The 12014-nt window shown below is 41.7% G+C and carries 14 protein-coding genes; 6 read left to right on the forward strand and 8 right to left on the reverse strand.

What is annotated here, in order from left to right:
* Window positions 1-7: 7 nt before the first annotated feature.
* From JOD21_RS02750 to JOD21_RS02760, 3 genes are all read right to left on the reverse strand, one after another.
* Window positions 8-1243 carry an S-layer homology domain-containing protein gene (locus JOD21_RS02750; protein ID WP_204728130.1) on the reverse strand — a complete coding sequence of 412 codons (1236 nt, stop codon included), beginning with the start codon at window positions 1241-1243 and terminating at the stop codon, window positions 8-10.
* Window positions 1244-1617: 374 nt separating this feature from the next.
* On the reverse strand, window positions 1618-2889 hold the full coding sequence (locus tag JOD21_RS02755; protein ID WP_204728131.1) for an S-layer homology domain-containing protein: 1272 nt from the start codon (window positions 2887-2889) through the stop codon (window positions 1618-1620).
* A 387-nt stretch (window positions 2890-3276) separates the two neighbouring features.
* Window positions 3277-4131, reverse strand: coding sequence for an STAS domain-containing protein (locus tag JOD21_RS02760; RefSeq protein ID WP_204728132.1), 855 nt, complete (start codon window positions 4129-4131; stop codon window positions 3277-3279).
* Between the two features lie 229 nt (window positions 4132-4360).
* Here JOD21_RS02760 and JOD21_RS02765 point away from each other — a divergent pair, with 229 nt between their 5' ends.
* Window positions 4361-4516: a hypothetical protein gene (locus tag JOD21_RS02765; protein ID WP_204728133.1), complete on the forward strand. Its 156-nt coding sequence runs from the start codon at window positions 4361-4363 to the stop codon at window positions 4514-4516.
* 39 nt (window positions 4517-4555) lie between these two features.
* Complete coding sequence (locus tag JOD21_RS02770; RefSeq protein WP_041123421.1) at window positions 4556-4747, forward strand: hypothetical protein; 192 nt, start codon at window positions 4556-4558, stop codon at window positions 4745-4747.
* A gap of 238 nt (window positions 4748-4985) precedes the next feature.
* Here the strand turns inward: JOD21_RS02770 and JOD21_RS02775 are convergent, their stop codons facing one another.
* Window positions 4986-5498 (reverse strand): hypothetical protein, encoded by a 513-nt coding sequence (locus tag JOD21_RS02775; RefSeq protein ID WP_204728134.1) that lies wholly within the window; start codon window positions 5496-5498, stop codon window positions 4986-4988.
* Window positions 5499-5813: 315 nt separating this feature from the next.
* Between JOD21_RS02775 and JOD21_RS02780 the strand changes: the two genes are divergently transcribed.
* Window positions 5814-6686, forward strand: a complete 873-nt coding sequence (locus tag JOD21_RS02780; RefSeq protein WP_204728135.1) for a hypothetical protein — start codon at window positions 5814-5816, stop codon at window positions 6684-6686.
* A gap of 243 nt (window positions 6687-6929) precedes the next feature.
* Here the strand turns inward: JOD21_RS02780 and JOD21_RS02785 are convergent, their stop codons facing one another.
* From JOD21_RS02785 to JOD21_RS02795, 3 genes are all read right to left on the reverse strand, one after another.
* The gene (locus JOD21_RS02785) at window positions 6930-7070 is read right to left on the reverse strand and encodes a YwzD family small protein (RefSeq protein ID WP_204728136.1); all 141 of its coding nucleotides are present in this window, start codon (window positions 7068-7070) and stop codon (window positions 6930-6932) included.
* A 33-nt stretch (window positions 7071-7103) separates the two neighbouring features.
* On the reverse strand, window positions 7104-7550 hold the full coding sequence (locus tag JOD21_RS02790) for a hypothetical protein (RefSeq protein ID WP_204728137.1): 447 nt from the start codon (window positions 7548-7550) through the stop codon (window positions 7104-7106).
* 83 nt (window positions 7551-7633) lie between these two features.
* A complete protein-coding gene (locus JOD21_RS02795) occupies window positions 7634-7771 on the reverse strand; it encodes a hypothetical protein (protein ID WP_204728138.1) in 138 nt (45 codons plus the stop codon).
* Between the two features lie 177 nt (window positions 7772-7948).
* On the opposite strand from JOD21_RS02795, the gene JOD21_RS02800 reads away from it, so the two are divergent.
* The 3 genes from JOD21_RS02800 (at window position 7949) to JOD21_RS02810 (ending at window position 10493) form a co-directional block, all read left to right on the forward strand.
* Window positions 7949-8368, forward strand: a complete 420-nt coding sequence (locus JOD21_RS02800; RefSeq protein ID WP_204728139.1) for a helix-turn-helix domain-containing protein — start codon at window positions 7949-7951, stop codon at window positions 8366-8368.
* 166 nt (window positions 8369-8534) lie between these two features.
* Window positions 8535-9200 (forward strand): hypothetical protein, encoded by a 666-nt coding sequence (locus JOD21_RS02805; protein ID WP_204728140.1) that lies wholly within the window; start codon window positions 8535-8537, stop codon window positions 9198-9200.
* Between the two features lie 15 nt (window positions 9201-9215).
* Entirely contained in the window at window positions 9216-10493 is a 1278-nt protein-coding gene (locus JOD21_RS02810; RefSeq protein WP_204728141.1) for a permuted SH3 domain-containing protein, read from the forward strand.
* Between the two features lie 298 nt (window positions 10494-10791).
* Here the strand turns inward: JOD21_RS02810 and JOD21_RS02815 are convergent, their stop codons facing one another.
* A complete protein-coding gene (locus JOD21_RS02815; RefSeq protein ID WP_204728142.1) occupies window positions 10792-11742 on the reverse strand; it encodes a nuclease-related domain-containing protein in 951 nt (316 codons plus the stop codon).
* Between the last annotated feature and the right edge of the window lie 272 nt (window positions 11743-12014).

Genomic DNA, 12014 nt, shown 5'->3' on the forward strand with positions numbered 1-12014 from the left:
CCACATTTTAAGGTTCAATTGTAATTGCACCTGTATTTTTATTGACAACAAAGATGGTTTCAAGTCCATTTTTCTCATGATAAAATCGGTACGCATCAGGTCTTTCATCAAGATAGGTGATGCGATCATAGGCTCCGCCTTCATACAGGTACTGTACAAAGTTGGCGGCCTGTTCAAAATCAACCGGTGCCGGCGGTGTATCTTCACCATCCGGTATGTATCCATTCACCTGCCACTGCTCCCCGTTACGGAGCAGATCAACTTCCATCAGATATGGCGAGTCAAATTGTGCGACTGTAAATGAAATTGCATCTTCATTTTTCACATCAAAATCTATATATTTTTCAGGGAAAAACGGTGCGTGGAAAAGTGTCGCTCCACAATTCACACAAACATTTTCATATCTTTCAATCAGCGTTGGTTCATAGTCATCTGTTACAAAAGGTGTGACTGACTCACTGAATGTATCGTATCCAGGTAAGTCCTCAGTAGAATCTGCGTTCTTTCTCTGATAAGAAAGCTGATCATTCAGCTTCACCAGCGTCTCTCTGGCAATCATCAGCGTCTGCCGGTCATTCATCTCATCAACGGTCAACTGGTCCAGCGCGCGGTCAAGGAATGCCGCAAGCTGATAGCGCGTTACTGTGCCGTATGGGTCAAAGCTGTCTTCTGTTCTGCCTGTTGTGATCCCGCTGTCAAGCAGTGCGTTTACATACGGTGCGAACCAGCTGTCTTCAGGTACATCTTCAAAAGAAGTTTCGCCGTCATTCAATGGTAAATCAAATGTTTCTGCAATCATTTTTGCAACTTGTGCACGATTCAGCTGACCTTCAGGATCAAATGACCCGTCTTCTTTACCTGAGATCACGTCTGCTCTTGAAAGCAGCGTGACATATGTATCCGCCCAGTGACTTTCCGGGACGTCTTCGAATGAATTGGTGTTCTGCGTTGCCGGGAACATGCCCGCTGCATTCACCATCATCTTACTCGCCTGCGCTCTGGTTACGGGCTGGAGCGGCTTCATTTCTTTAGGGTCAAGAAAATTTGATCCAGTCTGGTAACCTGACATAACGCCTTTGTAATACATACTCTCAATTGAATCATAGAATTCAGATGATCGATCAACATCTGTAAAGGTTTGATAAGTGTTTGATTCGACTGCTGCTTCACCTGGCTGGATGAGACTGAGTGACAGTGCTGCACCCGCAATAAGAGCGGTACTTTTCTTATAAATGTGAGTCATTTACTTCCTCCTGTTGTCCGGACGTTTTCTAACGCCTCTTTCTTCTGTAATCTAAATGTAACATTTAAGTAATATAAAAGAAACAATAAATCCATTATAATTCCAAACTGATACATTAGACTCTACCCGAATTGCTGACATGTAAACGTTTGGAAGCAATTTTTGATATTTTTGGGAAATGACATTCGGGTCCAAAGTTACATAATGTGCCTTAACACTTGCAGCATACGGGGACCGTGATACTACTTTTAACCCTTTCAATATTACTATCAATCCTCAGCATGCTGAACTTACTGAAGATCATACGACGATTAAAGTAATTTTATTTAAAAAGAAAACCGCAGCCATCTTACAGCTGCGGTTTTGCAATCAAATCAGTAATAAAAATTGCCTTCATCTGGATTATATTTAACGACGTACTCATCGTTAGGACCATCCGTATTCAGCTGAATCAGCCACTCCCCTTCTTCATTCATGCCAATATCTGTGACACTATAAACTTGTTCCCACTGCTTAAAGTTCAACCGGTAGGATGATTCGATGTGGTTAAGCGCTTCTTCTTTCGTCAGGCTGATCTTAAGTTCACCGCCATTATAGAACTCAGCTTCATATCCATCCAACTTCCATTGTCCATTCTCTTTTGCGATACTAATTAAATAATTTCCGCTTGAAAAAAGACCATTCACCTCTTCATCATATTGAATCGTTATACGGTCTCCGCTATTTTCAATCACACTCTTATGAAACATATTTTGAATTGATGCCGTATATTTGATTCCATCACAGTCTCCATATAGCGCACATTCTGAATTAAAAACTTTTTCCAGAACAGGTTCATAGTCAGCTGTCACCAGATCTTTAAAGCCTAACTGGAAATCTTCATACGTCTTAGTCTCACTGGAAGAATTAGCTTCCTGAAGGGCGTTCATATAATGATGATGAAACTGTCCATACACTTCACGTACTTTAAGAAATGTTTGATCAACGCTTCGTTCAGATTGATTAAGTGAACGTTCAATGAATGCAGCAAGCTGATAACGCGTTACATCTTCTTCCGGGGAAAAAGCGGTTTGGGACGTGCCAGTTGTGATCTCAGCATCAACCAGTGCATTTATATATGCTGCAGCCCAATGATCAGCAGAAACATCATTGAAGCCGGTTTCCATTTCATTTTCATCATATGGTAAGTCAAATGCATTAACGATAATTTTCGCAGCCTGAGCTCGCGTTAAATTTGCCTGCGGATTGAATGTACCATCCTGATACCCGCCAAATATTTCTTTCTCATCCATGATCGTGACATAATCATGGGCCCAGTTCATTTCGCTTACATCTGTAAATGGACTTAACTTTTGTGTAGCCATTTTCCCACCCAATGATGCAGTCAGCATTTTTGCTGTCTGTGCCCGTGTTACTTTTTCAAAAGGCTTCATCTCGTAATACATGCCGGAAGAAACCGGGTATCCTGACATAATGTCCATATGAAACACATTCTCCATCGTTCCATAAATAGGGGCATGCTGCTCGATGTCCGAAAAAATACTTTCAAATTGATTGCGTTCTTCTCCAGCAGCAGTTTGTAATACGCCAATTGACAGAACACCCGCACCAACTAGTGCTGACACATTTTTTGTAAATTGATTCATATTGTACCTCCTCTATGTATTTAGCAAATCCCATTGACTAACGCATTTTAAATATGAAATCTTAAATTATTTTTATTTCCTTCCTGTCATGCAATCATAATGTAACATTTTAGTAATAAAAAAGAAATATAAAACCCTTTTAAATGTAAATTAGTGATATTCGTCCTTTTATAAATGGATAAAAATACATGAGTTTTGTATTCTGTTCTTCGATAAATGATGACTATACGTCTATGATTGAGTGGTACCGCCATTAATTAAAGGGTTACTACGCTCACGGTTTTTTCGCTGGGGGCTGATTACTACCAGCACTGAAGAAAATCAAACACCGTAATTAAATCTGCTAAAAAAGAAAACCGCAGCCATCATCAGCTGCGGTTTCCTGTATTAAATATATTCACTTATCTTCATTTCAAAACCAATTTCTTTTAAAGCTGATTTTAATGTTGCATATGACGGGATATCTGAGAAATTCAGGCCGAGCTGCACGATCGTCTGTGCCATTTCAGGAGAGATCCCTGAAATTTTCGGTTTTACGCCAATTAATTTGAGTGAATCAATGACCTGGAACAATTTGTGTGCAACAAAAGTGTCAACCATTGCAACACCTGAGAGGTCAATGACGAATTCATTTACATTCAGTTCAAGGCATTTTGTGAGTGATTCTTCCATAATCAGCTTTGCACGGTGCGTGTCAATGGTTCCGACGAGCGGCAGCACTGCAACGCCGGCATCAATCGGTACAACCGGCACTGACATTTCGAGCATCTGCTCCTGTGAGGCTTGAAGAGATTTTGTCTGTACTTCTACAAATGGCAGGCAGAAGTAATACACGACATCATCCACTGTGCGGTCTAGTACTGACAGAATGTCATAAAGTTTTGCTACTGAAAAACCATATGTAATCGCTTCTTCTTTAATGATGTTCCCAATTGCGGCGCGGTATTCCGGCACTTCCTTCAACATAGAGTCAAGTGAAATACCCATTTCAGCACAGGCCTTACCTGTTTTCGTCCCCCAGCTTTCAATCCGTTCCTGACGTTCCTCTTTTGTCATGGACAGAGATTCAGCATAGAGTGTGACGAGTTCAACACGAAATTGAAACAGATCTTCAGAAAATGCTTCAAGTCTTTCATATCGTTTATTTTGATTTTCAGTAATGGCATGTGCCAGATCGGTTCGCTGGTCTAAAATTTTATCAGTTAATTGATTCAGGGTTGGTTCAAGACGAGTGTCGGCCATAGCGGACCCCTTTCGTACGTATAGAAATGTTGTTAGCTAAATACATTTACCCGTATTTTAAAATGATAAACATAAATCTGAATGTTTTTTTAGTGTAACAGATTAAGGCAGAAATTTGTCGTTTTTTGTCTATATATATTATTTATGTAACAACGCGATTAAGAAACGATGATTTTGTTGAATGGTGGTTTTTTGCGGCGTAAGATGTTGTCAAAGGGAGGCGTTACGTATGCAGAAAGAAGTTCTTTTCGACCTGAATGAACAGCGATTTTTCATCCAGTCCATGCAGCCTTCGAATGTACGAAATATGAGCTTTACGGGTCATTCACCCGGCTCGAGAATCGGACAGCCAATTGATTTAAAAAAACTTAAACCGCTTCAATAGTCTATGGACATCTTAGAGATTTGCAGGAGGTGTGGTTCGGTGAAACTTCATAACATAGGTGCAATGATCATTGCCATTTTACTTATTTCTTATATTACTCTGAAGGTGTTTACTGATATGTTCCAGACATCATTCAGCGAATCATTTTTGATTGAATTTATTTTAATTATCGGATTGATCGGCTCTTTTACTTTTCTTAGCTGGAAGTCTGAGGAGAACGAGCATTATTAATATGTATGAAGGCTGAGACGTTGATGTCTCAGCCTTTTTCTTTGGTAATCGGTTCACTGCGCTGCAGGGGGCGCTTTCCGCAGGGCCGGCGGTGAGCCTCCTCGAGCTTCGCTCTGCGGGGTCTCAGCTATCCCGCTAATCGTCCCGGAGTCACCGCCTTCCGCTCCGTTCGCCTCAGGTGTTATTAATAACCTCATTTATTTAAATTAAAATTCTCTCTGTACACTTCAACAATATATTACGTCGTATGAAGTGGCAGGTCGTGGAGTTTTTTGGGCAGGAGGACGATTGGGATGTCTTTGATTTCGTCTCCGTAGATGCCTGTCATTTTTTCGTCGAGTCTGGTGAATAGTTCATCAAACCACTGCTGGACTTCTTCGTCCGCAAACACCTGATCGATGAAAAATTCAATTTCTGTCGCATTATTTTTGCGCTGAAAGGTTTTTACTTCTGAAATCGACTCATGAAGTCCGAGTGCTTTCAGACGTTTTGTATAAAACTTCAGTACAACTCCGTCAATCTGGTTTTCCTTCATTTTCTGAGGATTCCCTTCATATTTCACCACGGCAATATCCTTTTCAAATTCGGGATTATCTTCTCTTTCAACCAGATAGTCAGGCAGAGCAAAAATCGCTTCTGTTACATCTTCATCTTTATAAAACTGGTGGTCATCCACCGTCCATTTGTTATCACGCAGTCTTTTACAGACCTCCATAAACAATACTTTTCCTAATGGGTCGAGCAGCATCATGCCTCTCCCCTTTCTTTTAAATGTTTGTTGTACTATGACCGCTTTCACCATTTTTTAAACACTGAATAGCAAAATGGGATTTTGTGCATACTTAAATTGAATCAGTAAACTGAAGAGTAATTATGTAAATTTTGCGACGTTAACCCTGATGAGAAGCGCGAGGCTTAACATCCGCAGAAATCGACAGCCAGCTCATACAGAGCTAAAGAATGAAAAAAATGTTCTTAATATAGAACAAAAAGTGTTGTAATCATCTGATTAAAGAACTATAATAAAGGTTAAATAGAGATAAAAAACTTTCAGGAGGCGGTAAAAATGGGTCAGGAATCATATCAGCTTAGTGTTCGTTATAAAGACTTTGAGTATGCAGTTGCCGGTGACCGTGAATTTGTGGAAGAGCATGATAAAGTCGTTCAGTCCTACCTTTCAAAAATGATGAAAGACGATCTGAAGCCTGGCCCTGGCCGCCGCGGTAAGGTACCCGCGACTTTTGAAATCGAAAAGAGTTCGCCGTCAGCACCAAAGCCGCTCACTCAGTCAGGTTCAGCAGAAAAGCCGGATATTCAAAAATACCTTGAAAAGCTTCCATTACATGCAGAATGGCAGTTCACACTGGCGATGGCTTATTACCTGTCTCACTTCAAACAGCAGCCGTCATTTACAGCGAAGATGGTGCGCAAGCAGTTCAGAGAAGCCCGTCATACTGTGCCGAATAATATTCATCTGAGTGTTCATACGTGTGTGAAGAAAGGTTATCTGCAGGAGGCCGGTCATCAGGAGCTGCAGAAAATCTATGAAGTAACGGAATCCGGCCTGGCTTATATCCAGACGCTACTTTCCAATATGCCAAAAGAGCAGGATGAAACACGAATAGTTTCTGAGGATACGCCTGATTTCAACTTGGAAAACAACCCTGATCCGCGGGTGCTTGAACGCGTGGAGGATCAGGCGCTAAGTATTCTTTATATCTATATGAAAGAATTCGATCGTCAGCATATGTCTGCAAAGGAAGTCTACGATGTGCTGAAGAGTCATTTTGACACGGAACATTCATCAAAAGCAATTCAGATTGCGCTCAGCCGCTCACGCCCGCTTGTTGAAAAAATCAAGCACGAGGGCCAGATGCATTACATGCTGACTGAAAATGGGATTGATCATATGGAGACGCTGCTCGGGAATCAGGTGTAGTGTCAGGGCCGGGGCTGAGTGTCCCGGTTTTTTGTTGGTGTTGGTGCAGGATGTTGTGTTTTTTCTTTATTGGGTAGCAATCACCGCTGCTCAGGTAGCTTTCAGGCATTTCTGGTGTCGCATCCGTTTCCTTCACGTATCATTCCACTCACCTTTATGTCTTTATGACATTTAGGGACTGTTTCTCAAAAGCATCCTCACAAATTAAAAAAGCATCCCGGAAACAGTTTTCCGGCACGCTTTTCAGACTTGCTGTTTCGTATTCATTTGTGAGGCAAGCCATTGCACCATCTGTTGTGGTGTGAGCTGTTCTTTCTCACCTTTTTGGTGTGCTTCTTTTAAAATTGCTGATAGATTTTCGCTTGTAAGTTGCTCCATTGCCATGTTAAATCGCTCCATTGTATGTTTTCCAATCATTTACCTGTTTTGCTGCCAGGTCAAACCGGACCAAATGACTCTTTTCTCACCTGGTAGAATCGGCTTATTTTGATCGCCGGGACGGGAATAATTGAAAGCATAGCTAAGAGCGCTGCTCAATGAACGATGGCAATAGTTTTCTGCGTGCGGGAACATCAGGGTAATGGTGTGCGTGCTGGTGTTACATGAAATATGTATATCGAAGGACGATTTTCCGCGAAGTGTGATCATGATGCCTGTCTGGTGTGGTGCTGTGCGCTGTTTGTAATAATGGCATGATTCGATAAAAATCTTTTTTTCACTATAAAAAAGCTGTTGCAGCTGCCTGAAAAAATTATAGTGAGGCAGCCGCTCAAAATCCTTTACTGTCTGATAATCGAGAAAGTCTTTCATAATTGTATTGAGATCTTCAGGCAGCTGATCAAAGTTAAACGTGTACAAATTCATAAAACCCTCCAGATGGTAGCAGCTTCTACAAAGGCACTCCGTATCGATGCGGGAGCTGAGATTTTATGAATGACCCTTTTTCTCTATTTATTGGCTTGCGTGTGTACGAATTGTGTTTCTACCCATTTTAAAAAGTCAATTTCCTCCGGCTTCAATGCACGGGACAGTTTTTCCTCAAAATCAATACGAGCTTCATGTACCCAATCTTGAAAAGTATCCACTTACATTTCCTCCATTTTTCAGAAAATTACTAATTTATTGTATTTTATAATTATTTATTATAGCAAATAATCAACGTTTTGTTTATACATTTTTCATAACATATCGTTGATAAATATTTTTCATTGCCTGCTGACCGATATTGTAAATGTATTCCGGTCATTAAGTAGGTGAATTCGTTGTCTTTAGCTCACATTTTAAAGTATTACCGTGAAGAAGTGCTGCAGATCAGTCAGAAAAATGCTGCCTACCAGCTGAATATTCAGCCTGCCACCCTTTCAAATTATGAAAGAGGCGTCAGACAGATTCCGATTGATACGCTGCGCAGGATGAAAGATATTTATCATATTGATGACGACAAGTTTATGGCGATGGTGCTTTATGAAACGACTGATACTAAAGTAATTAAGGAATCAAGGCTGGAACTTTCAGAAAGAGTAATGAAAGCTGAGGACCGTCAGCTGATCGACTTTCTGAGAACCTACCCGGCCCTGCTTGACGAATTACGTACTCTTTCCCAGATGCCTTCAGCAAAGCAGGCGAATAAGATTGAAATGCTGATGCAATTGCTGAGAGTTGTGAAGAAGAATGGATATTAAAAGAAGCTGCAGGTCTTTATTGACCGGCAGCTTCTTTTATGTAGTTCTATGGTCCCTTTCATTTTTCTCACTATTCCAACATTTAATTTCAAATTACTTCAAGCAGTGACAAGATCAGTGTTTTTCTTTACAATAGAGAAAGCGATTATTTTTGGGAGGTTTGAAGATGCGTTACGGCTTACGCGAGGGTCTTAAAAGCCCTGGCAGAATGATAGATTTCGTGTTGGGCAGCGATGCTGTTTTACATATAAAACGTTATATTGCAGCTGCTTTTATAGTGGCACTGGTGATTTTCGGCTTTGGTGCTGTGATTGGTATGGGCACCCAGGAATGGGCCGGGAATTTTGTTTTATTTTATGGACTTGAATATGATCTGCAGCGATTTTACTTCTTACTGGGCAGACTTGCGCAGGGGTTATTGTATGTGAGTATTGTGCTATTTTTGCCGGCACTTTTTTACTGGCTGATGGCAAAACAGTTCACTTTCAGGCAGATGCTAGCACTGTCGTTGTTCCCGGTTTTCATACTCCTGCTTGAACAGCTGAGCTATATTGTGCTGATCGTGTGGCAGGGAATTGACTGGTACTCTTCCCCGTTTTCATGGGGTGTGATCGGGCAGTTGTTCATTGAGCAGGCATGGCTTGTATACTTCCTGGGCGCAATTTCCCTTTTCAAATTCTGGGTAATCTATTGGCAGTTTACGGTGCTGCGTTCAATCACTACATTAAAATGGTGGGCAGCATTTTTAATTATTCTCGGGTTAAACATTTTATTCTGGGCTGCAACCGCTGCGCTTGAATATCTCCCGTTCTATCAGTATTTATTTCTATAAAGGAGCTGGCATAAATTGAGTAAAAGAAGTATATGGTTAATCGGCGTTCTCGCTGTCATTTTTGCCGGCGTGAACCTTTATTTGATTAAACAGGATGACCTGTTAATTGACCGGACTTCGATTGTCCACGATCAGAAGCCCTCAAAAAGTGAATTGGTCGAAGAAGTCATGGTCAAAGATGGTGTGGTACATACAGCGCTTGAAGAAAGAGTTTACTTTTCTGAACAGCTTGGCATGTTTACACAGTTTTTAGTAGAAGAAGGCGACCAGGTGACACCGGGGACACCTTTATATGAATATACGGTTTCAGACCTTGAGGAACAGCGTCTTGTATTCGAATCGGAAATCGAACAGCTTGAAGATGAGATCTCAGCTGTCGAGTCATATCTGAGTGAGCTTGAGAGCATTGAGCGGAAGATCTCAGAATCAAATTCCTCCTCTTCAGCAACTGCGCGTCCATCAAGTACGCTTGAAGATGAGGAGCTCCTGGTGACGATTGAGCTTGAAGTTGGCATTGATGTGTCTGACGCAACCGTTGATCAGACCCGCTCATTGATTAATCAGCAGATTGGTCAGCAGGAAGCCCAGGTGGAACGCTTAGAGGCTGAGCGCGATAAGTATGAACGTCTTGCTGACGGGCTTGAAGACAGCCCAGTTGTGACAGTTGAAAGTGAATTCACAGGACAGATTGCCCGTCTTGCTGAAGACATCAGCCACCCGCTGATCACGATCTATACGGACTCTCTTGCATCAAAGTCAAAACTGACAGATGAAGAAGCAAAACTGGTTGAGGAAGGAATGCAGGCACGCGTGGCTTCACCAGTTGCAGAATCAGTGGGAGACGGTGTTGTTGCATCCAATCCGCTTTTGCCTGATCAGGAGCCGGCGTTGAATGAAAAAAGCATGTATCCATTAAACATAGACTTACTCACAGCAAACGAAGACTGGTTTATCGGCCAGCACGTGGTCAATGAAATCGTACTTGAAGCAGCACCGAATGCGGTGACAATGCCTGTGATCGGTCTGGACATCTCTAAAGTCTATGTATTAAATGAAATGGGACTTGTTGAACCCCGTATTGTGGAAGTCGGAATCCTTGACGGCGACCGCCAGCAGATTCTCAGCGGACTGAACGCCGGTGAATGGGTCACAGTCGATCCTGAACAGATTGAACGCAGCGGGATGCCTTACATTACGCCAATGAAGGTCAGCCGCCTGACGTTTGATAACCTAGGATACACAGGGCAGCGGACGAACTGGAAGTATGTGCTGCTTGGCGTATTGCCGAATTAATTGGAGCTTGAGTTTGAGCGGAAGCCCTGCTGGTGCAGGGCTTTTTGTTTTGGGGTTGGGTGGTGTGGAGCTGGGCGGGTGCGGGGGTGCGGCGACTTTTCCGGTCACATTCATGGTTTTACAGGTCACATTCAGGTATATTCAGGTCGGATCCAAATATTTAGAGGTCACATCAAATGATAACCCGCATTTTCGGGTCACATAACAGTTTTTAGAGGTCATTATCGGGCGTTTACCGGTCACATTTTCTTTTTTTTTAGGTCACTAGTTACAATCACAACTCTCAGATTTCACATTACTATTTTCTATAATATCTCGTCCCTTTCCCCTCTCCAGTCCGATGAAGGTCCATTTTTCTGAGTAGTCTCTTTACCGACTGGCTCGAACTAGTCTCAAAAAGCTTTCTGAATTGTTGGTTAGTCAAACCATCACCCAACAGTAAAAATGCTTCTTCAATAGCGTGTTCAAAAATGTGAAAACCAGTGATATTACACAGTGAGCATTGCCATTTCCTCGCTCTCCTCAGGATGTTAAATCCTTTACATTCAGGGCAAATATAACCTTTTTTAAGATCATTAAATGTAATGCCAAATTTTTTGTACCAATTAATTAGATGTTCCTCATGAGCCTGTAACATCTTTTCACTTATGCTGAGTGCCTTTGAAACTGAAATCTTTTTTAATTTGTGTTTACTAAGTAATTGATGAATCGTTCTCGGGATCGCCTGCATTGGAATCGTATTTGAGAGATCTTTCACATTTTCTGCTTTTACAATCGTCCTAGAATTCCCCATTACAATGAAAGGGATTACCGGGACAGTTATATTACAGTGTAGCTTAAGCCATTTGCTTAAAAGATCTGACTGCCTTTCAGCTTGTAATTTGAAACTCGGAAAGCCTTCTTCAACACCATTTAAGGTCCGCAGAGTTTGATCGTAAAAAGACCTTATTTCTATTGTTCCCTTAATATATTTTACCTCCAAAATACAGATCACCCCTGGATAGACGATCACTGTATCAATTTGAAAGTTTGTCCCCTTATACTTCAAACGTAAGTCACAGATAATAATTGGATCTGATTCGAGAAATGTTAAATAATAATCAGAGCTTTTTTCACCATGAAAGCCAGCCATACATTGTCCCAGTTCTTTTTCTATCTCTGCTTTTGAAGGGTGAAATTGGGGCAGACGATTATTGATGCTTTCTAAAGCTTTAATTGTTCTGGGCAGTTTACGTGGTTTAAGAATCAATTGATTTCCCACTTTCTTTTAATCTAGGTGCTGAGCGTGGTTCAGGTCACATTTTAAAAGTTACGGGGCACATCCTTTCATTTACCGGTCACTAACGGTGATTTACCGGTCGTAATTCACATAGCTGCAGTTTTATAGGTCAGGTCCCCTCACTTATAGATCACATCACTCGAGTTACGGGGCACATCCACCTATATTCCGGTCAGATCCGCCCATACCTGCCTGACGCCCGGCACGTCCGCCCCGCCCAGCCCCTCTTCATGCCCTTAACA

The sequence above is a fragment of the Jeotgalibacillus terrae genome (genome assembly GCF_016908195.1).
Taxonomy (GTDB): domain Bacteria; phylum Bacillota; class Bacilli; order Bacillales; family Jeotgalibacillaceae; genus Jeotgalibacillus; species Jeotgalibacillus terrae.

What these genes read in the sequence shown, in the direction of transcription:
- JOD21_RS02750 (WP_204728130.1), bottom strand. Translation starts at nt 1,243, where the DNA reads ATGACTCACATTTATAAGAAAAGTACCGCTCTTATTGCGGGTGCAGCA.
- JOD21_RS02755 (WP_204728131.1), bottom strand. Translation starts at nt 2,889, where the DNA reads ATGAATCAATTTACAAAAAATGTGTCAGCACTAGTTGGTGCGGGTGTT.
- JOD21_RS02760 (WP_204728132.1), bottom strand. Translation starts at nt 4,131, where the DNA reads ATGGCCGACACTCGTCTTGAACCAACCCTGAATCAATTAACTGATAAA.
- JOD21_RS02765 (WP_204728133.1), top strand. Translation starts at nt 4,361, where the DNA reads ATGCAGAAAGAAGTTCTTTTCGACCTGAATGAACAGCGATTTTTCATC.
- JOD21_RS02775 (WP_204728134.1), bottom strand. Translation starts at nt 5,498, where the DNA reads ATGATGCTGCTCGACCCATTAGGAAAAGTATTGTTTATGGAGGTCTGT.
- JOD21_RS02780 (WP_204728135.1), top strand. Translation starts at nt 5,814, where the DNA reads ATGGGTCAGGAATCATATCAGCTTAGTGTTCGTTATAAAGACTTTGAG.
- JOD21_RS02785 (WP_204728136.1), bottom strand. Translation starts at nt 7,070, where the DNA reads ATGGCAATGGAGCAACTTACAAGCGAAAATCTATCAGCAATTTTAAAA.
- JOD21_RS02790 (WP_204728137.1), bottom strand. Translation starts at nt 7,550, where the DNA reads ATGAATTTGTACACGTTTAACTTTGATCAGCTGCCTGAAGATCTCAAT.
- JOD21_RS02805 (WP_204728140.1), top strand. Translation starts at nt 8,535, where the DNA reads ATGCGTTACGGCTTACGCGAGGGTCTTAAAAGCCCTGGCAGAATGATA.